This is a genomic window from Wohlfahrtiimonas sp. XWW7 (assembly GCF_056716055.1).
On the sequence record NZ_CP168032.1, the window covers coordinates 2,248,042 to 2,269,879 of the forward strand.

The 21,838-nt window shown below is 39.2% G+C and carries 21 protein-coding genes; 15 read left to right on the forward strand and 6 right to left on the reverse strand.

Annotated features, from left to right (window positions below; translation table 11 throughout):
- Nucleotides 1-282: 282 nt before the first annotated feature.
- The 7 genes from pxpB (at nt 283) to ACA100_RS10805 (ending at nt 6,806) form a co-directional block, all read left to right on the forward strand.
- Nucleotides 283-942, forward strand: coding sequence for a 5-oxoprolinase subunit PxpB (pxpB, locus tag ACA100_RS10775; RefSeq protein WP_481077713.1), 660 nt, complete (start codon nt 283-285; stop codon nt 940-942).
- Nucleotides 939-1,913, forward strand: a complete 975-nt coding sequence (locus tag ACA100_RS10780; protein ID WP_481077714.1) for a 5-oxoprolinase subunit C family protein — start codon at nt 939-941, stop codon at nt 1,911-1,913. Before pxpB ends, ACA100_RS10780 begins: the two co-directional genes overlap by 4 nt.
- A complete protein-coding gene (locus ACA100_RS10785; RefSeq protein ID WP_481077715.1) occupies nt 1,906-2,682 on the forward strand; it encodes a LamB/YcsF family protein in 777 nt (258 codons plus the stop codon). Before ACA100_RS10780 ends, ACA100_RS10785 begins: the two co-directional genes overlap by 8 nt.
- Nucleotides 2,683-2,714: 32 nt before the next feature.
- Nucleotides 2,715-3,932 carry an NRAMP family divalent metal transporter gene (locus tag ACA100_RS10790; protein ID WP_481077716.1) on the forward strand — a complete coding sequence of 406 codons (1,218 nt, stop codon included), beginning with the start codon at nt 2,715-2,717 and terminating at the stop codon, nt 3,930-3,932.
- A 199-nt stretch (nt 3,933-4,131) separates the two neighbouring features.
- The gene (locus ACA100_RS10795; RefSeq protein WP_481077717.1) at nt 4,132-5,109 is read left to right on the forward strand and encodes a DUF1852 domain-containing protein; all 978 of its coding nucleotides are present in this window, start codon (nt 4,132-4,134) and stop codon (nt 5,107-5,109) included.
- Nucleotides 5,110-5,168: 59 nt separating this feature from the next.
- Nucleotides 5,169-6,191 (forward strand): methionine synthase, encoded by a 1,023-nt coding sequence (locus ACA100_RS10800; RefSeq protein ID WP_481077718.1) that lies wholly within the window; start codon nt 5,169-5,171, stop codon nt 6,189-6,191.
- Nucleotides 6,192-6,323: 132 nt separating this feature from the next.
- A complete protein-coding gene (locus ACA100_RS10805; RefSeq protein WP_481077719.1) occupies nt 6,324-6,806 on the forward strand; it encodes a flavin reductase family protein in 483 nt (160 codons plus the stop codon).
- Nucleotides 6,807-6,810: 4 nt separating this feature from the next.
- On the opposite strand, the gene ACA100_RS10810 is transcribed toward ACA100_RS10805, so the two are convergent.
- The 6 genes from ACA100_RS10810 to ACA100_RS10835 all read right to left on the reverse strand — a co-directional run bounded on the left by ACA100_RS10810 (nt 6,811) and on the right by ACA100_RS10835 (nt 11,750).
- Complete coding sequence (locus ACA100_RS10810; protein ID WP_481077720.1) at nt 6,811-8,193, reverse strand: TPM domain-containing protein; 1,383 nt, start codon at nt 8,191-8,193, stop codon at nt 6,811-6,813.
- Nucleotides 8,194-8,207: 14 nt separating this feature from the next.
- Nucleotides 8,208-8,807 (reverse strand): LemA family protein, encoded by a 600-nt coding sequence (locus ACA100_RS10815; protein ID WP_481077721.1) that lies wholly within the window; start codon nt 8,805-8,807, stop codon nt 8,208-8,210.
- Between the two features lies 1 nt (nt 8,808).
- On the reverse strand, nt 8,809-9,243 hold the full coding sequence (locus ACA100_RS10820) for a hypothetical protein (RefSeq protein ID WP_481077722.1): 435 nt from the start codon (nt 9,241-9,243) through the stop codon (nt 8,809-8,811).
- Nucleotides 9,244-9,252: 9 nt separating this feature from the next.
- Nucleotides 9,253-9,621: a hypothetical protein gene (locus tag ACA100_RS10825; RefSeq protein ID WP_481077723.1), complete on the reverse strand. Its 369-nt coding sequence runs from the start codon at nt 9,619-9,621 to the stop codon at nt 9,253-9,255.
- Between the two features lie 440 nt (nt 9,622-10,061).
- A complete protein-coding gene (locus tag ACA100_RS10830; RefSeq protein WP_481077724.1) occupies nt 10,062-10,814 on the reverse strand; it encodes a HEAT repeat domain-containing protein in 753 nt (250 codons plus the stop codon).
- 111 nt (nt 10,815-10,925) lie between these two features.
- Nucleotides 10,926-11,750, reverse strand: coding sequence for a hypothetical protein (locus ACA100_RS10835; RefSeq protein ID WP_481077725.1), 825 nt, complete (start codon nt 11,748-11,750; stop codon nt 10,926-10,928).
- 203 nt (nt 11,751-11,953) lie between these two features.
- Between ACA100_RS10835 and ACA100_RS10840 the strand changes: the two genes are divergently transcribed.
- The 8 genes from ACA100_RS10840 to ACA100_RS10875 all read left to right on the forward strand — a co-directional run bounded on the left by ACA100_RS10840 (nt 11,954) and on the right by ACA100_RS10875 (nt 21,792).
- Nucleotides 11,954-12,340, forward strand: coding sequence for a hypothetical protein (locus ACA100_RS10840; protein ID WP_481077726.1), 387 nt, complete (start codon nt 11,954-11,956; stop codon nt 12,338-12,340).
- A gap of 17 nt (nt 12,341-12,357) precedes the next feature.
- Nucleotides 12,358-13,203, forward strand: coding sequence for an AraC family transcriptional regulator (locus ACA100_RS10845; protein ID WP_481077727.1), 846 nt, complete (start codon nt 12,358-12,360; stop codon nt 13,201-13,203).
- Nucleotides 13,190-14,938 (forward strand): ABC transporter ATP-binding protein, encoded by a 1,749-nt coding sequence (locus ACA100_RS10850; RefSeq protein WP_481077728.1) that lies wholly within the window; start codon nt 13,190-13,192, stop codon nt 14,936-14,938. Before ACA100_RS10845 ends, ACA100_RS10850 begins: the two co-directional genes overlap by 14 nt.
- On the forward strand, nt 14,931-16,670 hold the full coding sequence (locus ACA100_RS10855; protein ID WP_481077729.1) for an ABC transporter ATP-binding protein: 1,740 nt from the start codon (nt 14,931-14,933) through the stop codon (nt 16,668-16,670). Before ACA100_RS10850 ends, ACA100_RS10855 begins: the two co-directional genes overlap by 8 nt.
- 2 nt (nt 16,671-16,672) lie before the next feature.
- Entirely contained in the window at nt 16,673-17,587 is a 915-nt protein-coding gene (locus ACA100_RS10860; RefSeq protein WP_481077730.1) for an ABC transporter permease, read from the forward strand.
- Entirely contained in the window at nt 17,584-18,519 is a 936-nt protein-coding gene (locus ACA100_RS10865; RefSeq protein ID WP_481077731.1) for an iron chelate uptake ABC transporter family permease subunit, read from the forward strand. The genes ACA100_RS10860 and ACA100_RS10865 overlap by 4 nt, the downstream gene beginning before the upstream one ends.
- Before the next feature lie 101 nt (nt 18,520-18,620).
- Nucleotides 18,621-19,598: a siderophore ABC transporter substrate-binding protein gene (locus ACA100_RS10870; RefSeq protein ID WP_481077732.1), complete on the forward strand. Its 978-nt coding sequence runs from the start codon at nt 18,621-18,623 to the stop codon at nt 19,596-19,598.
- Nucleotides 19,599-19,617: 19 nt separating this feature from the next.
- A complete protein-coding gene (locus ACA100_RS10875) occupies nt 19,618-21,792 on the forward strand; it encodes a TonB-dependent receptor (protein WP_481077733.1) in 2,175 nt (724 codons plus the stop codon).
- The last annotated feature ends 46 nt before the right edge of the window (nt 21,793-21,838 follow it).

Consider the following 21,838-nt stretch of genomic DNA (forward strand, 5'->3'; position numbering starts at 1 on the left):
CTGCCAATAAAATATATATATGATCAAAAAATAATGGCTTAAATCAAACTTTTACCTTTTTCATATCACTCTGTTTAAATTTTATTCATCATTATTTTGCATTTTTAATCGTCAACTCAATCATAATTTTTTATTTTACATAACTCATTGTTCTGATTTGCTAATACATTCAAAGTTAATTCCAATATTATGTAGCCCTTATGTAACTTTATTGACAATGGAAATCTCTATCGCTAAAGTTGTTTGGTTTTACATAATAATAGCAGTACCTTGGAGGAAATCATGGCAGTCACAGTATATCCTGTGGGCGATAGAGGCATTACTTTATCTTGCACTCAGGCAGTTTCAATTGAAAATCAAAGGCGCATTTGGTGGATTGCCCAAAATATTAAAGAGGACTACATTCTCGATATTATTCCTGGCATGAATAACATCACTGTGACATTTGATGCTTACCATGATATTGATCAAGCCTACCTTAAATCGCTATTGATCGAACTTTGGCATCTTTCAGAATCCGCTTCATTCATCAATACATCAGGGAAATTGGTCGAAGTTCCTGTGTTTTATGGTGGTGAAAAAGGCCCTGATTTATTAGAGGTTTCCAAGGCGCATAAGATTTCTCCCCATGAATTAATCGAACTACATACTGCTGCCATTTATACCGTTTATTTTGTTGGTTTTATGCCAGGCTTTGTGTATTTGGGCGGATTAAATCCTGTCATTCATACACCACGAAGAGCTGAACCACGCCTTAAAATCCCTTCAGGCAGCGTAGGCATTGGTGGTGCACAAACAGGTGTTTACCCAGAAGAATCGCCTGGCGGTTGGCAGATCATTGGCAATACCAATATGAAGTTCTTCGATTCTACACGAGAAGATCCTTCTCTATTTTTACCAGGTGATCAATTACAATTTGTTGTGGAGGGCGCTGAACTATGATGGAAGTCATCAATGCTGGTGCTTATTGCGCCATTCAAGATTTTGGTCGTTCTGGTTACGCGCATTTAGGCGTTGGGAAATCAGGTGCCATTGACACATTATCTCTACATTTAGCCAATCGTTTGGTGGGCAATCCAAGTCAAACTCCTGCGATTGAAATTGCTCTTATCACTGCCGCTGAATTTCAATTCAACCAAGATTGTTGGATCGCTGTGACAGGTTCACTGTGCAATATTTTCATTGATCATACAAAGCAAGTGGCACATGGTTGGCGCATTTTTATCCAAAAAGGTCAGCGCGTTAAAATCAAACCTATGCAACAATCTGGGCTTTACTGCTATTTAGCGGTTTCTGGCGGCATCATTGCTGAACCTGTTTTAGGATCAATCAGTACAGACATTAAAAATCATCTCGGTGGCTTAAATGGCGACGGTTCTCGCTTAAAAGCTGGCGATCACATTCAGCTCAATGACTCTTATACAAATTTCAGCCACTCTATTGGCATTCGTTCTTTCAATAAAGAATTTTTAGCCAATAAAATTTTTGTGCTCAAAGGGCCAGAATTTGAAGAATTTACAGAAGAATCTCAGCAAAATTTTGTGAATCAATCTTGGGAAGTCAGCAGTCATAGCAATCGTATGGGCATTCGTTTAATGGGTAAATCTTTAACACGTACGGCCTCAGATCTATTATCACAAGGCGTTTTTGAAGGCGTGATTCAAGTGCCGCCTAATGGACAACCTTTGATCTTAACCGCGGAATGCCAAAGTACTGGCGGTTATCCAAGAATTGCGGTGATCCCACAAGCAGAACTTTGGAAACTGGCTTATTTACCAATGCGCAATCATTTACGATTTGAGTTCATTGATGAACAAGAAGCCCAAGCCAAATTACAGACTCAGAAAAAATATCTACAACATATTGAATATATGCTTTCACTAGCCAATGCGGAGGAAAATACCAATGTCTAAACCCATGACGATTGATTTAAACTGTGATTTAGGTGAGAGCTTCGGCCCTTGGTTAATGGGTAATGATCAGGCCATTATGCCATTCATATCATCTGCGAATATCGCTTGCGGCTTTCATGCAGGTGATTTTTCCACGATGAGAAAAACCGTACAACTGGCATTAGACAATAACATCGCCATTGGTGCTCACCCTGCTTTGCCTGATCTACAAGGTTTTGGTCGCCGCAATCTTGCCGTGACACCAGAAGAAGTCTACGACATGGTGATTTATCAAGTGGGTGCTTTACAAGGTTTTTTAAAAGCTTTGGGCGGCAAACTTAATCACGTCAAACCTCACGGTGCACTTTATCAAATGGCCAGTAAAGATAAAGCATTAGCAACAGCGATCGCAAGAGCCATCGCTGATGTGGGCAATGGTGATGTCATCTTTTTTGGCTTATCTGGCAGCGCAATGATCGAAGCAGGTAACGACATTGGCATCCCTGTTGCCAACGAAGTCTTTGCAGATCGTACTTATCAAGCCGATGGCAGTTTAACCGCAAGAAGCGAAGCAAATGCACTGATCACTGATCCAAAGATTGCCATTCGCCAAGTACTACAAATGGTGAAGGAGCAAAGTGTGACAACAACCACGCAAGCAATCATTCCATTAAAAACAGATACGATCTGTATTCATGGCGATGGTGTTACTGCATTGAAATTTGCACAAACCATCCGCGATATGCTCATTCAGGAAAATATACAAATCAGAGCAATGCAGCCTCAATAAAACAATAATTCACCCCAAGGAGAAATTTATTTATGCAAGACATAAAATCAAAGAGGAAATTCATAGTCGGCGCTGTGTTTTTAATGGGTTTATCCGCCATTGGCCCAGGTTTTTTAACACAAACAACCGCATTTACATTGCAATTAGGCGCGAGCTTAGCATTTGCCATTTTAGTTTCCATCATTTTAGATTTGGGTGCACAGCTCAATATTTGGAAAGTCATCACTGTCTCCAATATGCGTGGACAAGATATTGCCAATGCCATCGTGCCTGGATTAGGTTATATCGTCACCATTCTTGTGGTCATGGGCGGTTTAGCATTCAACATCGGTAACGTCGCAGGTGCTGGGTTAGGCCTACAAGCATTCACAGATGGTATTTCAGGTGGTTCTTTCATTATTTCCACAGAATTAGGTGCGGTCATCAGTGCCATCATTGCCATTGGCATTTTCTTATTCAAAGAAGCAGGTCGTGCGATGGATAAATTCGTGCAATATGCAGGGATCGTGATGATCTTATTGACGTGCTATGTTGTGGTTAATTCATCACCACCTTTGGCAGAAGCAGCCTACCGCGCAGTCATGCCTGAAAAATTTGATAAAGAGATCATTTTAGCAACCATTACATTAGTGGGCGGAACTGTGGGCGGATACATCACATTTGCAGGCGCACACAGATTAATCGATTCTGGTGTACATGGCCCTGAAATGTTGAAAGATGTTTCAAGAGGTGCATTAGCTGGCATCGGTGTGACTGCAATCATGCGTATCATTCTATTCTTAGCCGTATTGGGCATCGTTTCACAAGGCTATGAAATCGCGATGAGCAATCCAGTTGCTTCTGTCTTCCAAAATGCGGCAGGCAAAGTAGGCTATATGTTCTTCGGGATCATTATGTGGGCAGCCGCGATCACTTCTGTAATTGGTGCCGCTTATACATCCGTAAGCTTTTTACGAATTTTTAGCCCTAAGGTTGCACAACATTTGAATAAAATTATCATTGCATTCATTGTGATTTCAACAATTGTATTCATCAGCGTTGGTCGCCCTGTTGATATCTTAATTTTAGTTGGTGCATTGAATGGCTTAATTTTGCCATTAACATTAGGGCCAATTTTAGTTGCTGCTTACAATAAGAAAATTGTTGGTGATTACAAACACCCAATTTGGCAAGCGGTATTCGGCGCTTTAGTTGTCATCATCATGGCGATTTTAGGAGGCTCAACTTTATATACTTACTTAATGAGTTAAATAAATTTTAGCACCAACATTCATCCAAGCCATGAGTGCAGTTGAACTGCACTCATGGCTTTTTTATGTTTGCATTCAAGCCACAAATTTCTATTCATGAATATTATTCATCGTTTTATGAAATCAAATCATTTTTATTCATATCTTCCTTTGAGTATAAATACATATATGTTTTATACAAAAATAAGGAATAACCACCATGAGTCAAAATTTTACATGCGCCATTCAGAGTATTCGCTTCGATGAAAACTATCATCCATCCAACAATACTCGCCTAACAACTAACTTTGCGAATTTAGCGCGTGGTGAAAGCCGCAAAGAAAATCTTCGTAAAACTTTAGCGATGATCAATAATCGTTTCAATGATCTAGCGAATTGGGATAATCCTAAAAGTGATCGTTATTCTGTTGAAATTGATATTGTCTCTGTTGATATTGACATCGAAGGTAAAGGCAATACTTTCCCAACAATTGAAGTATTGAAAACAAACATCATCGACCACAAAACCAATCAACGCATCGAAGGCATTGTGGGCAATAGCTTCTCCTCTTATGTGCGTGATTATGACTTTAGCGTATTGCTATTAGAACACAATAAAGATCAACCAACTTTCAATGCACCTGATGATTTTGGCGATTTACACGGCAAGCTCTTTAAATACTTTTTAAATTCAAATGAATATCATGCTCATTTCAGTAAGCAACCTGTGATCTGCTTAAGCGTTTCCACAACAAAAACTTATCATCGCACTGAAAACTCTCATCCTATTTTGGGCGTTGAATACCGACAAGATGAATATTCATTGACGGATGAATATTTCAAAAAAATGGGCTTAGAGGTTCGTTACTTCATGCCAAAAGGCAGCGTTGCACCTTTCGCCTTCTATTTCTCAGGTGATTTATTGAGTGATTACACAAATCTCGAATTAATCAGCACAATCAGCACAATGGAAACATTCCAAAAAATCTATCGCCCTGAAATCTACAATGCAAATTCTGTGGCAGGTCAATGTTATCAACCGAGCTTAAACTATCAAGATTATTCATTAACACAAATAGTTTATGACCGTGAAGAACGCAGTCAATTGGCTGTTAAACAAGGTAAATTTACTGAGGAAAATTTCATTAAACCTTACCAATTCATTCTTGAAAAATGGGCTGCTAACTACGCACTTTAATCATAGTCTAGTCACTTTTAAACACTTAACAATAAAATCGCAATACAAGGTTATTAATTATGAAAATTTTATTACCAACATCAACTGCTGGCAGCTTACCAAAACCTTCTTGGTTGGCAGAACCTGAGAAATTATGGTCACCTTGGAAATTAGAAGGCGAAGGACTCATCGAAGGTAAGCAAGATGCATTACGCTTGGCATTGCAAGAGCAATTGTTAGCTGGCATTGATATTGTGAGTGATGGCGAACAAACTCGCCAACATTTTGTGACAACATTCATCGAACATCTCAGTGGCGTTGATTTTGAAAAACGTGAAACAGTGAGAATCCGTAATCGTTATGATGCAAGTGTACCCACTGTTGTGGATGCGGTTTCTCGCCAAAAGCCTGTATTTGTGGAAGATGCAAAATTCCTACGCAAACTGACAGATCAACCGATTAAATGGGCTTTACCTGGCCCAATGACAATGATCGATACGCTGTATGATGATCATTACAAAAGCCGTGAAAAACTCGCTTGGGAATTCGCTAAAATCCTTAACCAAGAAGCGAAAGAACTAGAGGCTGCGGGCGTTGATATCATTCAATTCGATGAACCCGCATTCAATGTATTTTTTGATGAAGTGAATGATTGGGGCATTGCTGCTTTAGAACGCGCGATTGAAGGCTTAAAATGCGAAACTGCTGTGCACATCTGCTACGGCTACGGCATTAAAGCCAATACAGATTGGAAGAAAACTTTAGGCTCTGAATGGCGCCAATATGAAGAGGTTTTCCCTAAACTTCAGCAATCTAATATCGATATTATCTCATTAGAGTGTCAAAACTCTCGTGTACCAATGGATTTAATCGAGCTGATTCGTGGTAAAAAAGTGATGGTTGGTGCAATTGATGTTGCAACAAATACCATTGAAACAGCGGAAGAAGTGGCTGATACATTGAGAAAAGCTTTACAATTTGTAGATGCAGATAAGCTTTATCCTTCAACAAATTGCGGCATGGCACCATTATCTCGTCCAGTGGCACGCGGTAAACTAGAAGCATTGAGCGCAGGCGCCGCAATCGTTCGCCAAGAGTTATAAATCATCCTCAATGAATATATAAGGGATAATATCTTCCCTTAATATTTAATCCGATACTCAACTCACTTGCGGGAATCCCATGCTATAGTTAAATATCAGGAACAAAACTATGATTCAATTTAGGAAAGAGTAATGGTTGAAGTAACAGACTTTAGAAATGCAATGTCTTTATTAACAGGTGCTGTTAATGTCGTAACCACAATGGGTGAAGCAGGGCGTCATGGTTTCACTGCATCTGCTGTATGTAGCGTCACAGATTCACCACCATCATTATTAGTATGTATGAACCGTTCATCTCACTCACATGATCATTTTATTCAAAATAAAATTTTAACTGTAAATGTGCTAGGCTCACAACACCAAGACATTTCTAAAGTATTTTCATCCAAAATGAGCCCTGAAGAACGCTTTGAACATGGCACTTGGACTATTTTAAAAACAGGCGCACCTGTGTTAGAAGATGCACTGGTGAGTTTTGATTGCCACATCGATCAAATTCAAGAAATCGGTACACATACAATTTTCATTTGCCACATCGTCGCCATTCAACAAAGCCAACAGAATCGTGGTTTAGTCTATTTTAATCGCGCTTATCATCATGTGGGCGCATTATAAATCCTTACCAACTGCCAGAAGCGCCACCGCCGCCGCTGCGTCCGCCGCCACCAGAACGGCCACTAGAACTGGATGAACTACTGCTTGAGCTCGAACCACTAGAATATGAAGAGCCACCTTTGCTGATATTCACAGCAAAGGCTCTTTTCATGATGCCCAATCCTAAGCCAAGCGTTTGTAAAACCCAAAAACCACCGCCAACCATTAATCCGATTTTAAGATCCATAACAAAATAAGCGATCACACCAAATATCGCTGAACTTGGGATAGATTCAAACACAGCACGCAACCATTTATGATCAGTGATCGATGTGCCATGCAATATAGTGTTATAAACCAATGCCGCAAGGCCAATCCCTAATCCCCAATATGCACTACCGAAGAATGATGCAAAGAAAACCCCTGTAAAAATAGCAATGACCACGGCTTGTAAAAGACCGAACAGAAACTTTTCTTTCGGTGTTGATTCCTTAGGATTTTTCTTTAGACTATCGAGCTGCTCTAACCTATATTTCAGCCCTCTTTTAGTGAAATCCACAATATTTGGCGAAGTTGCATAAGCTGATGCAATCACAGGCCGATCTGTAAAAGACGCCACGATCTTAACTTTTTTATCATTCTGTAATGGTATAGGGATCTTGATAGGGGATTGATCTGGAGAATCAACTTCAATTTTCTCACTGCTCTCGATGGATGCTAGGCGCACTTCCCTACGTTCACGAATATGCTTTTGCCAGCTGCTTTCTTGATGATTTGACACTTGCACTTGCCCAACAATCTCATTGCGTTGATGACCAAAAAATAGATATTTCACCAACAATATCACAATCAAAAAGCTAGAGACTGCAATCACAATCAATGTCGTGCTGATGGGTTCATCCGCTTGTGAGGGTAAATTTTCACCGCGAACCAATAGGATCATACGATCCACGGCATTCATAATACCTTGATCATAATTGCCTGCACGGAATGCTGGCACCATTTCTTCATTGATAATAGACATCGCAATGACATCAGGAATGGCACCTTCTAAACCATAACCCACTTCTATTCGCATTTGACGATCTGCCACTGCAACCACAAGCAATAAACCATCATCCACATCTTTACGACCGAGCTGCCAATTTTCCATCACACGAACGCCATAATCCACAATGGATTCACCTTCTGTGGAATGAATGATCAACACTGCCACTTGCGATCCTAATTCATACTCTAGTGACATAATTTTTTGATCCAATTCTGATCTTTGACTGGGTGATAAAATCCCAACCTCATCCATCACACCGCCAGTTAACTTAGGAATATCAGATGTGGCAAAGCTAATGCCAGAGAATGCAATAATGGTCACCAACCAAACTCTGAATACACGAGAAAGCAAGCGCATACGATTTATCCTTATTAAAATGTCACAACGGGCGGTTGTTCTATGTTGGAATCTTCGATAGAAAATTGTGGCAATGTCCGATAATCAAATACATTCGCTAAAAAGACATAAGGCACTTTTCTCAGCGTTGTATTGTATTCACGCACAGCTTCGATATAACGATTACGCGCAACAGTAATACGATTCTCCGTGCCTTCTAACTGCACCATTAAATTCTTATACAGCTCATTGGCTTGTAATTCTGGATAGCTTTCGACAATGACAAGCAAACGTGATAATTCTGTTTTGAGTGTGGATTGCATTTTTTCAAAATTTTGTAATGTCGTCTCATTTTGAAAGCTTTCGGGCGTGATGTTTAATTGTGACAATGCTGCACGAGATGCTGCAATATCCGCAAAGACAGACTGTTCATGCTCTGTATAAGCTTTAACTGTATTCACTAAATTAGTGATCAAATCCGCACGGCGCTTATATTGGTTGATCACTTCGGCAGCAGCACCGCTTTGTTTTTCATCCAAAGCTTGGATCGTATTGTAATAACTCACGAATGTAAAAATGATCGCAATTGCAATCATCGTTAACGGAATAAATACCCAATTGCTTAATTGTTTCATATTAAAAAGGTAACTCCATATAGTATTGGCCATAATTGCTAGGATTCACTAACACTTTAATTTTTTTCATATTTATCACTTTATCTGTTGGATTTTCTTGGAGATAATTGCTCTGAAAATAATACAAAGTATTGGTCGTTGGATCCAACCATTGCGTTCTCACACGATATCCCTGAATATTATTCACTCTTGTATCCTCTAAAATGACATCCACTGCATCTGTGTACAATGCAATGCCCATTGCTCTAACTTTTGCTTGAATATGCCCACGATACAATATGGATACCAATGCAGCACCACCCACCAATGCAAAAATTGAACCCACTGCTGCAAATATTAATTCACTATTAGAAACACCAATGGCAACAAAAATGAGCCCCATCACCAAAAACAGTGAAAACACAAAAATCAACGTAGCATTAATGCCATTTTTCATTCATTCCTCCTAGGCTTTTTTCGGCAGCATTGATAAATCAACCGCATAAACTCTATAATCTTCAACACTGATTTTGACGGGAATTTCTTTACCTTTGAGCAATTGTTTGGGATTAAAATCGATATAACCACTTTTAAAGAAATATTCCGCACCACCTTCTGGATCTACCCATTTTGTGTGCACAAAATAATACGCTTCGCCTAATTTTTCTACACGATCTAACTGCGTCATCACCACTTCATAATCTTGCCCTGTAAAATCATGTTGGTGAGACATTTTGTTGGCATACACAATGATGAAAACAAAAAAGATAAAAAAACATGCGCCTATCCCAAAGCATACCAATGCTCCTGTGATTTCTCCTTGCGAGAACATCATATATGCCAATCCCCAGCATATGCTAAGAAGCCCTATCATGATTAAATAGCCAAATACTTTTTTCATTTTATTATCCAAATATTATGAGTGAGCAGTCACTTTTTTATGCAGATTATCTTATTAACATTGCCCAATAGTTGCAAATAATTGGCAGGATAAAGCAGATTTTTATGATCATTATTAAGCAATCGTGCTTTTTAACCGTATGATATTTTGAAACATCGCATTAAGATAAACGATTTCTAATCCATAAGGCATATTTTGTACAGGCGTTAACAAGCCAGATAAAAGCATCAGATCTCAACTATGCGAACAACCCACCTTTTTGTACATTCATGTTGATGATGCTCCCTAATTATTCAAATGCTAAGAATACTTAGCGAATGTCTACATTTACTCTGGGCGGATTATCCGCAATTGCATTGAAAACTCGTTAGTTTTTATGATGATTGTTTAGGGAGTTGCTTAATTTGTTGCTGTAACCAACCTTTAAACAATACGTTTTTATTGTATTTATGCAGATCATACTCTTCAGGATAAATCGCCTGAAATTTCGAGGCAAAGCGATCATAAGAAAAATCTGCATGCAATGAGTTGGCCACTTCAATGAGCTTCTCTTTCAAATCCTTATCCACATACATCGGTGCTTTTCGTGGGCGACTAATGTCATAGCCAAATACAATCAAACATGAATAAGCAGCTTCTCTCACATCTGTCACAGGATCTGTTTTCATCATTGCTAAAAATTCATCGATCACTTCTTTACACTTGTATTTACCAAGCTTTTTAATCGCATCTAAACGTTTTTCGTAACTACCTTTATCATGCAATTTCTTTAATAACGCTTCTAAATCTTGTGGAATACCTTCAATGAATTTTGGCTTTGGCGCATTCATCGTTTTTAAAACTTCTGCTAAATCTTCACCATTTTTATAACGCGTACGAATGCCTTTTCCTGCATTTAACACATATTGATAAGGTTTCGCCATCGGTGGAATATTGCCTTTTTTCGTTAAGCTTTCATACTCTTTATAACGTGCTTCCACTCTTTTCCAATCTTCAGGATATTTTTGTCTAAACCCTATCACAAACTCATCATCTGAAGCATCACTGCTCAAGCCTAATAATACCTCAACAACTTTTTTGTCTTTGTCTGGAATTATTATTCCTTTTGATAATCGCTTCTTGCTCATACTATCCTTGTTTACAACGTAAAAATTACTGTGCGTTATGCGCCATTATACATGCTTTCTCAGAACCCAAGTAACAAGCCTTTTTGCTAATATTGATCATGGTTTGGCTCTTTATCTTTCCGATTGTGCTTTTTCTATAACAATCGATGCATCTGTTCCGTAAGCTGGTAATACTTCAATTTTATGTGAATGATCACAATATCTAAATTGCCATTCCGATGGTTTAAAGTGAGCATCCTGTCCATCTTTATCCTTCCACCATTCCTCATCAGCCATATTGAAACTAGGACCAGAAGGTTTTTCAAATAACGCAACAGAGCCTTTTGGACAAAAAATCGTTGGCGTTGTGCGATCAACCATCCAACCACCATATTCACCAAATTTTGAAGAATAGAAATATACTGGGCCAACCTCTTGATCTTCTGCTAATTCAACCCAACTACCATCAATCGCTGAAGCCATAACACCTGCTATTTCTATGGGCTCAACAAACCGTGCTTTTTGCAATCCACTTAAAATTAATGGATACATAGCTTCGCCTTCATCACTAGGATCATAACGATTGATCAATGTGCCTTTAGGAAAAACAAATTCACCATATTGGTGATCATGTTCTAATACAAAGTTTCTACGCATTTGCTGATTGCGATGCTTTTCATCATAGCTTTTTGATAGCCTGTTTAACTCTTTTTTCATATTCAAAACTTCTACAGCAATCACCGATAACATGCCTGTGCATACGAATATCATCAGTGAAATGCCTGCTAAAATTTTTCGCTTAAAAAACTGCTGCCAAATGGATATTTGTGCTTTGCGAGCCACATAAATCACTCTAAACATTATGAATAATGTTATTAAAATAAATAATGGCGCGATCCATAAAATCAGCTCTGCGATATAGAAATACAAAAAAACATTAGGGTTAAATGGGATCATAGAGAGATCTTTAAATAATTTTTAAGTCATCCTACCTGAATTTTTAAAATATTTGCAATACCTCTTTCATTGATAGTACTGACTCACCTTATTTCTGCCATTTTGGCTCGATTTCAAAACATTTTGTCCGTCTATCAAAACATATTTCATATCAATTGCGTATAATAATCATTCTTATTTGTTAATAGTTTTCGGTGATAGATATGCGAATTGATATTGCGGACTTTCCCATTATCAACATGGACTATAGTGCGCCTTATGCAACTGATTTTAGAGAAATTTTAGCGTGCTATGACAAGCTTTTTGCAAAAGAGCAACCTTTTGTCATCATCGGAGAAGGTGAATCTTCAAAAGAAGAGGCTGAACAAGCCAAAGAAGATCGCAAAGAAGTCGCCGCATGGGCCAATCAACATAAATTACAACTCAAACAATGGGTTTTATCCTCTTTTATGGTCATTCCTGATCTTCAGAAACGAGATTCGATGAAATTGTACACCCCAGTATTTGAAAAATTCTGGGGATATCCATTCATCGTTGTTGCCTCAAGAGAAGAAGCTTATCTAAAAGCGATTGCTTTACTTGATATTTAATCAATTGGAATTTATAGATGTTTATTAATCATTTTAATATCTCACTGGATTATCCCAATCAAATTAATCGTAAAGTTTTTGTGATTGGCATGGGTTTAATCAGCGAAAGCTGGGAACTTGTGACACATTCCCATAAAAAAGGACAGCTGATATTTATGGAGAAAGGCGTAGCAAGTTTAGAAACGCAAGATGGCATCTGGAATGTTCCTTTTCGTGGAGCTGTTTGGATTCCGCCTAGCATAGAACATCGCTCTATCATCAGCGACAATGCTAAAGGTTTAGTTCTATTCATCGAACCATCAGCCTGCCAACAACTCCCCAAAGAGTGTTGCATTATGAGCATTTCTTCTCTACTCAGAGAAATTTTACAAAAAGTTTCCACATTTCCAGAAAATTATAATGAGCAAGGCAGTGAGGGACGATTAGTAGAAGTATTATTGGATGAGCTTAAAAATGCACCATTAGGTGCATTAAATCTGCCATTGCCAATCGATCCACGCTTAAAAAAACTGACCGATCAGATCATTCAGAATCCCGCAACTCGTGAAACTTTAAAAACTTGGGCTCAATCCATCAATATGAGTGAACGCAATATGTCTAGACTTTTTTCAGAAGAAACAGGCATGAGCGTTAACCAATGGAGAAGACAATTACATGTTGTCCATGCCATTTTTATGCTAGGGGAAGATCGCTCTCTACAAGAAATTACTGAAACACTCGGATATGAAAGCACCAGTAGTTTTATCACAATGTTCCGAAAGATCGCAGGTGATTCACCTAAACGATTCATGCAAGAACGACGAGAACGAGAATATCAGAGGCACTTTTCTATTCCAGCAGGAGGCTTTTATGAATATGAATAAAAATAAGGAGCATTCATTAAAACAAGTACTACTGCCTATTAAAAAAGAGATCATCATCTCTTCGGCATTAGCCATACTTGGAACTATTCTCATTTTCATACCTTTGGGTGGCATTATTTATATCGCCGAAGCTGCTTTAGGTTACGCAAATGCATCACACATTAGTACAGTCATGATCGTGAGTTTAATGGCATTATTGAGTGGATTAATGATCAATACTTGGGCTGAATATTTAATTCATGTCGCAGACAATAATCTGACACGTCATTTACGTTTATCAACCATTCAACGATTAGCATTGATGCCATTAGGCTGGTTTACTGACAGAGCTTCAGGAGATGTTAAACGTGCTATGCAAGATGATGTCACGATGCTTCATGATTTAACCGCCCATTTCTTTACCACAATTTCACGTGCATTGACTGTTGTTGTTATTTCAGCGATCTATTTATTCACAGTGAATTGGACAATGGCAATCATCACTTTCATTCCCTTCATCGCTTTTTTTCTTTTGTATGGTAAAGCCTACAAATCAGGCAATGAATTTATGCACGAGTTTTTTATTGGAATGAGTCAAATTGATAATGCCGTTGTTGAACTTGTCAATGGTATTCCTGTTGTTAAAACTTTTGGCACAGGCGATGCACACAAAGGTTTTAGAAATGCAGTGGATAACTTTGCTCAAGCTTTTTTAAAATTGACAACTGCCACATCCAAAAGTGTTGCAACAGCCAATGCCATCGTTAGCCCATTAAGCATTATGGGCTTTATCCTAGGCATTGCCCTTCTATTCATTCAACTGAATTGGATGACACCATTTGAAACCATTCCATTTATTTTAATTGCACCCAATATCTGTGCGCCTATTTTGATGATCTCTTTCATCACACATGGTTTACGCAATGCCACAAGTTCAGCAGAACGTTTGCACCAGTTGATGAATACACCCATTCTAATACAACCCACAACCTTACAAGCATTACCAAAAGATAACACACTAACATTTCATAACATTAGCTATGGCTATCATGCAGATCATCCTGTCATTGATCAGCTCAGCATCACATTAAAAGCAGGAACAACTACAGCAATTATTGGTGAATCTGGCTCTGGAAAATCCACATTAGCACGATTAGCATTAAGATTTTTTGATCCTGATGACGGCCACATTTCATTGGGCGATGTTGATTTAACAGATTTTCCATCACATGAGCTTTATCAACGGATCGGATTTGTCTTGCAAGAGGTTCGCTTAATTCATGCATCCATTCGAGATAATATTGCACTTGGCAAACAGGATGCAACATTGGCAGAGATTCAACACATGGCAAAACTTGCCAATATTCACGAATGCATTATGGCGCTGCCTCGACAGTATGATGCCATTATCGGCGAAGATGCATTACTTTCTGGCGGAGAATTACAAAGAATTAGCATCGCCAGAGCCATGCTATTGAATCCTTCAATTTTAATACTGGATGAACCAACTGCTTCTGTCGATCCTGCAAGTGAAGCGCTGATTCAAGATGCACTTTCCCGATTTTCTAAAGATCGAACATTACTCGTGATTGCACATAGGCTCGATACCATTATGAATGCCGATCATATTATTGTCATGGCAAAAGGCAAGATCATTGAATCAGGCACACACCAAACATTATTGGCACAACAAGGAAGATACGCACAATTATGGCATTTAGGTGGCTATGACAAAAAGGGGAATGAACATGTTTAAAACTTTTAAACAGCTCTTAGGCAACGAATCTCATTTATGGACAAATTATCTTCGCCAAGTCATTTTATACGGATGCTTGAGTGGCTTAACCATGACTTTCTTTATCCCTGTCATTAGCCTTTTATTACAAGGCCAAACCCAACAATCCTTCTTTTGGTTTATTCCGATGATGTTTGGCGTATTTTCTTCATTAAAATTGCGCCAAATGACAGATCGATCAGGCATTAAAGTGGGCGAAGGATTATTAAGAAATGCCCGACATCGTATCGGTGAACATGTCGCAACATTACCTGTTGGCTGGTTTACCCCCGAAAATAATGCTCGCTTGAGTCACATTATTTCAAAAGGCATGATGGAAGTCGCTCAATTACCAGCGCATCTTTTTACACCGATCATTAGTGGTTCAATCGCACCTTTAGTTTTAATCGTCGCACTCTTCATCATCAATCCAATCTTAGGAATGATCGCCTCCATTGGCATACCTATAATTGTGGGAATACTTTTCTTGACTGCAAAATTGGGCACACAAACAGATGTCGAATTTAATCGTAATACGGCACAAACCAGTGAAAGGATCGTTGAATTTGCGCAAGCACAATCAGTTTTACGTGCTTTTAGTGGCGATAATAGCAGTACTCGATTTTTACAACGAGCGATTGAAACTCAGCAAAAGTCAGCCATAAAACTCATCATAATTTCGACATTATCCACCATACTAGGCGGATGGATTGTGCAAACACTCTTTGCCCTGCTCTTTGGTTTTACTGTCATTTGGCTCAATGATCTATTAGCACTTGGCATTACGTCAACTGAAACCATTACGATCGTCATCACTCTAATCTTAATTAATCGCTTCATTGATCCCTTACAAGAAATCTCTAATTACGGTGAAGCGATGCGTAATGGCAAAAATCATTTACAAGCTGTGAGTGAAATTTTTGCAGAGCAACCATTGCCCATGCCGAATATTTCACAACGTGCACGCAACGGCTCTATTGAACTGAAGAATGTCTCATTTGCTTATTCACCTGAATCCAACAATGTTCTGTCTGATATCAATTTACACATTGAAGAAGGAGAGATGATCGCCATCGTAGGTGCATCTGGCTCTGGCAAAACCACATTAACACGGTTATTGGCAAGGTTTTTTGATGTTTCTAAAGGCTCCATTCGTATTGGAGGTATAGATATTCGTGAGATGAGCGAACAAGACTTAACATCACAAGTGAGCCAAATTTTTCAACAAAACTTTCTCTTTCAAGGCAGTATTCAGGACAATATTTTAATGGGCAAACCAAATGCATCATCCCAAGATTTAGAAAAGGTTATTGCTGCTTCTAGCATGAGAAATATGATTGCTCGATTGCCGCATGGATTATCAACGATGGTCGGAGAAGGTGGTGCAAAATTATCTGGTGGTGAACGCCAAAGAATTACCATTGCACGAGCATTACTCAAAAAATCTAAAATTTTACTCATCGATGAGGCAACTGCATCCTTAGATGCTGAAAATCAAAAAATTATCACCGAAAATTTAGAAACATTAAAAGGAAATACAACAATTGTTGTCATTGCACACCAGCTTTCAACCATTCAAATGGCTGATAGGATCATCGTGCTTGATCAAGGCAAAATGATAGAAATCGGAACTCATGATGATCTGATCAGTCGCAAGGGTGCTTATGCACAATTTTGGACAATCATGTCCCGCACATCACAGGAAATTCATTGATAATGCGCGCAAGTATTTTTGGTGGCATATTCATCGTACTGTGTATCATTTCACTCATGATTGGCGCACAGGATATGTCATGGCTCACATTAACAGCAAGCCGTTTTCCACGTTTAGCAACACTTATTTTAACGGGCGTTGGCTTGTCTGTTTGTGGCGTGATTCTGCAACACATTGTGCGCAATAAATTTGTTGAGCCTGCAACATCAGGCGGATTGGATGCAGCAAAACTTGGCATTCTCGTTGCGCTCACAATGATCCCAACATCCAGTAATCTGATTAGAATGTTATTTGCCCTGCTCTTCTGCTTTGCATCTAGCTTAATTTTTGTGGGAATGGTGAGTCGAATTCGCCTAAAAAGCACAGTATTAATCCCTGTGATTGGCTTAATGTATGGCGGCGTACTCAGCGCCATTGCAGAATATTACGCTTATCACAACAATATTCTACAAAGCATGCAAGGCTGGATGCTGGGCGATTTTTCAAAAATCGTGCAAGGTAACTATGAAATCATTTATCTTATTTTGCCGATTGTGATTCTGACTTATTTGTATGCTCAGCGCTTCACAATGCTCAGTATGGGCGAAGGCATTGCCAAAAGTTTGGGCTTAAATTACACAGCAACTGTTGTGCTCGGTTTAGTCCTCGTTGCTGTCACCGTTGCCTCCACTGTGATTACCGTTGGCGCAATCCCTTTTGTAGGCTTAGTGATCCCCAACTTAGTTGCCATGTACTATGGCGATAATCTTGGGCGTACTTTACCGCTTGTAGCTTTAGGTGGCGCATCATTACTATTAATCTGCGACATCATTGGGCGGTTATTGATCCATCCTTTTGAAGTGCCGATTGGCTTAACAGCTGGCAGTATTGGCGGTGTGCTGTTCTTCATATTGATTTTATGGAGAAACCGCACATGAATACTCGCATTTGGATCATTGTATTGACATTGGCGATGACATTTCTATTCATTCGCTCAGGCTTTGATTTCAATTATCTTATTCCCAAGCGCATGAACCGCTTAACAACCATGGTCATTGGCGGTATTTGCATTGCTTGGTCATCCATTATTTTTCAAAGCATCACAAGTAATCGCATTTTAACGCCCGCCATTATGGGTTATGAATCTGTTTACTCGTTATTCCAAGCATTATTGATCCTATTCATGGGAACACAAAGCTTAGTCATTATTGGTGCAAACACAAACTTTTTATTATCCATTATGCTGATGTTGGGTTATTCATGGATCATTCATCGTTGCCTTTTTCGCAATGGTCAAAATGATGTGTATGTTCTATTAATGTTGGGGTTAGTTTTAACCATCATCATCAGTACATTTACACAATTCATTCAACTCAAAGTGAGCCCAGGAGAATTCTCAATCTTATTAGGATTCAACCAAGCTTCCTTTGGTAAAGCTGAACCTCAGCAATTGATGATTTCAGCAGTGATTCTAGTTTTTGTCAGCATCATTGGCTTTAAACATTTACCGAAACTGGACGTATTGTCACTAGGGCGCGATCAAGCAATATCACTCGGCGTGGATTACCAACGCACTGTGCGCTTATATCTATTATTGATCGCAATATTAGTGGCAATCTCAACAAGCTTACTCGGACCCACTGCTTTTATGGGGATTTTCGTTGCCAATATGACCTATGCATTGACTCGATCATTTAGGCACTCAATGACATTATCAATAGGCGCTGCCATTGCAATTGCGATGTTTATATTGGCACAACTTGCAGTAGAACATCTATTCAACTATAGAACCACCGTCAGTATTTTGGTGAATTTAGTGTGTGGCACTTGGTTTCTGCTATTGATGCTACGCACACGAGGATCAACATAAACACACTCAACTGGTGACGACCAATTGAACCCTTCAGGCTGTCTTGCTAAGACCTAGCCTTAGCTAAGCTTTGCCGTAAAAATATCAAAAGGAGAATGAACATGATCTTTAATTCAAAGCACAAGTTTGGTGCGATCACTTTATTACTCGCAACTACTATTGCCCTGCAAGGTTGTGATCCTAAAACAGCCACAGTTAATGTCGCTACACAAACAGATTATGCGCCTATCGCCATTCAGCATCATTTGGGCACAACTGATATTCCACAAATGCCACAAACCGTTGCTGCATTGGATATGAATGAAGTGGACTTCCTTGATCAATTGAATATTCCTGTTGCGGGCATGCCAAAGGATTTTGTGCCACATTTCCTTACGAAATACAAAACAGCACCCAATATTCAAGATACTGGCGCAATTGTTCAACCCAATATAGAAAAAGTTTATGCAACTCGCCCCGATTTAATCTTGATCACGTCTCTTCAAGCTAATCACTATAAAGAATTGAACCAAATTGCACCCACAATTCATTTTGATGTGGATTACCGTGATAGCCAATCAGCACACATTGAAGTCATCAAAAAACATCTGACAGATTTAGGCAAAATTTTTAAGAAAGAAGATTTAGCACAACAAAAAATTGATGAGCTTAATGAAAAAGTAGAAGAAACTCTAAGTGTTACACACAATCGCCCTGAAAAAGCTCTAATTATTTTGCATAACAATGGTTCATTTACCTCATTTGGCCTGAACTCTCGCTATGGTTTTATTTTCAATGATCTAGGTGTAAAACCTGCGAGCCAAGAACTTGATACAGCATTGCACGGCCAGCCCATTTCTAGCGAATTTATCCTCAAAACTAATCCTGACATTATCTACATTGTGGATCGTACCGCCGTGATGGAAAGCCGACCAACCATCAATGCAGACAGTTTGAATAATCCTCTCTTAAAAGAAACCAAAGCTTGGAAAAACGGCAAAGTGATATTTGTAGATGCAGAAGCTTGGTACATCACAGCTGCAAGCCCAACTTCCCTTAAATTAATCATCGATGATGTGCTCAAAGGCTATCTTAACTAACTCACACAAGGAAAATAATATGCAAATCCCCTATCATCAAAAATCATTGGTGCTAACAGGCTTAACATTCAGCTTGCTTGTGAGCATCACACCTACATTAGCAGAGAATAAAGCAACAGAAGAAACTGATCCTATTGTCACTTTAGATGGCGTTGAAGTTTATGGTGGATTAGCTTCTGCCAGCACACCTTATTCTGGTGGACAAGTCACAACAGGTAGTAGAATTGGCTTGTTAGGCGATAAAGATTTTATGGAAACACCTTTCAATACAATTAGCTATACAGAAAAATTCATGGAGGATCTGCAAGTCACAGATATTCAACAAGTGATTGCTAAAACTGACCCAACAGTATTTTCAAGTGGCATTCCTGGCGAAAGTAACGAAGGTTATTCAATCCGTGGATTCAGCTCTGCATCTGGCGATGTGACGCTCAACGGCTTACCTGGCGTTGCAGGTTATTATCGGAATTTACCTGAAATGTTTGAACGTGTGGAAGTATTAAAAGGTCCTTCTGCCTTATTGAATGGCATGCCACCGAAAGGCTCTGTGGGCGGCTCCGTGAATTTAGTCACAAAACGTGCAGGTGATGATCCTTTAACACGCTTCGCCATAAACTATATGTCTAAATCCCATTTTGGTGGACACATTGATATAGGCCGCCGTTTTGGTCAAGATCAACAATTTGGTGTTCGTTTCAATGGCGTTTATAAAGATGGTGAAACTGCTGTTAAGCACCAAGATAAAAAGGCCTCTTTAGGCTCATTGGGCTTAGATTTTCGTGGTGAAGGCATTCGCCTATCAGCAGATTTGTATCACAGTAAAGATCGAGTCACTGGTTTAACACGCGGGATCAGATTAGCGCCAGGATTACCTATACCAAAACTCCCAAAAAAAGGCGATATCTCTTGGAATCCACCTTGGGCTTTTTACAATACAACAGATAAAGGCATGATGCTTCGTGGAGAATTGGATTTAACCGAACACTTAATGATTTATGCAACAGGCGGGATGAGTAAAACTGACTTCAATAGCCATATGGCTGTGCCTTTAGTATTTAACCAAGCTGGAGATTTTCGCACAAATTTCAGTGGTGTATCAGATAGCTGGACGCGTAAATCCATAGAATTAGGATTAACGGGTAAAGCCAATACTGGTCCCATCAATCATCAATTTGCCATTAACTTTACTCATTATAATGAGAACTATCACTTAAATGGCTATAGAAGCATTGGTCCGAGCGGAGATTGGGCAGGCAATATTTATCATCCTGTTTGGGGAACAGAACTTCCGCAACCCTCGCCAATTCCCGCCATCAGTAAAACTAAAATGCGTTTAACAAGCTTTGGTATTGCAGATACTCTGTCAGCCTTTGATGACAAAGTGCAATTAACATTGGGGATTCGACATCAACAAGTGATCAATGAAAGCTTCAATGCCATGACAGGTGCTCGCATGGGTGAACGCTACAAAGAAAGTGCGATCACGCCAGCCGCTGCATTGATCTTCCAAGCGACCGATAACATTGCCTTATATGCCAACTACACTGAAGGCTTAAATCAAGGCTCTATTGCACCTGCAACGGCTGCAAATGCTGGTGAAGTTTTTGCACCTTATAAAACAAAACAGAAAGAGATGGGCATCAAATTCGACCTTGGTGATTTTGCACAAACGCTTAGTTTGTACGAAATCAAACGCCCAAGTAGTTACACAGATCCAGCCACCAATATCTTCTCATTTGGCGGTGAACAACGTAACCGAGGTGTAGAATGGAGCTTCTTTGGCACACCATTAGAAGGCATTCGCTTAATGGGCGGGATTGCTTATTCTGATCCAAAAGTTACAAAAACAGCGAATCCTGCCAACCAAGGGAAATTAGCAACAGGTTTACCAAAATGGCAGGGAAAATTGGGCGTAGAATGGGATATTCCTGAATTGCAGGGCATGACATTAACTGCCAATGTGACAACAATGTCCAAGCAATATATTAATGCTGATAATTCCCTATCTATACCTGGCCATACTACCTTTGACATAGGTGCGCGATATACAAGTAAGATTGCCAATAATCCTGTAACTATTCGTGCCGCTGTTACAAATGTAGGCAATAAAGTCTATTGGTCGAAGGCTAATTTCACAAATTTAGGCATGGGCGCACCACGCACGTTTAACTTATCTGTGACTATGGATTTCTAAGTTAATTTTAAAAATAAAGCATCATATATGAGTTGTTATCTTCAAA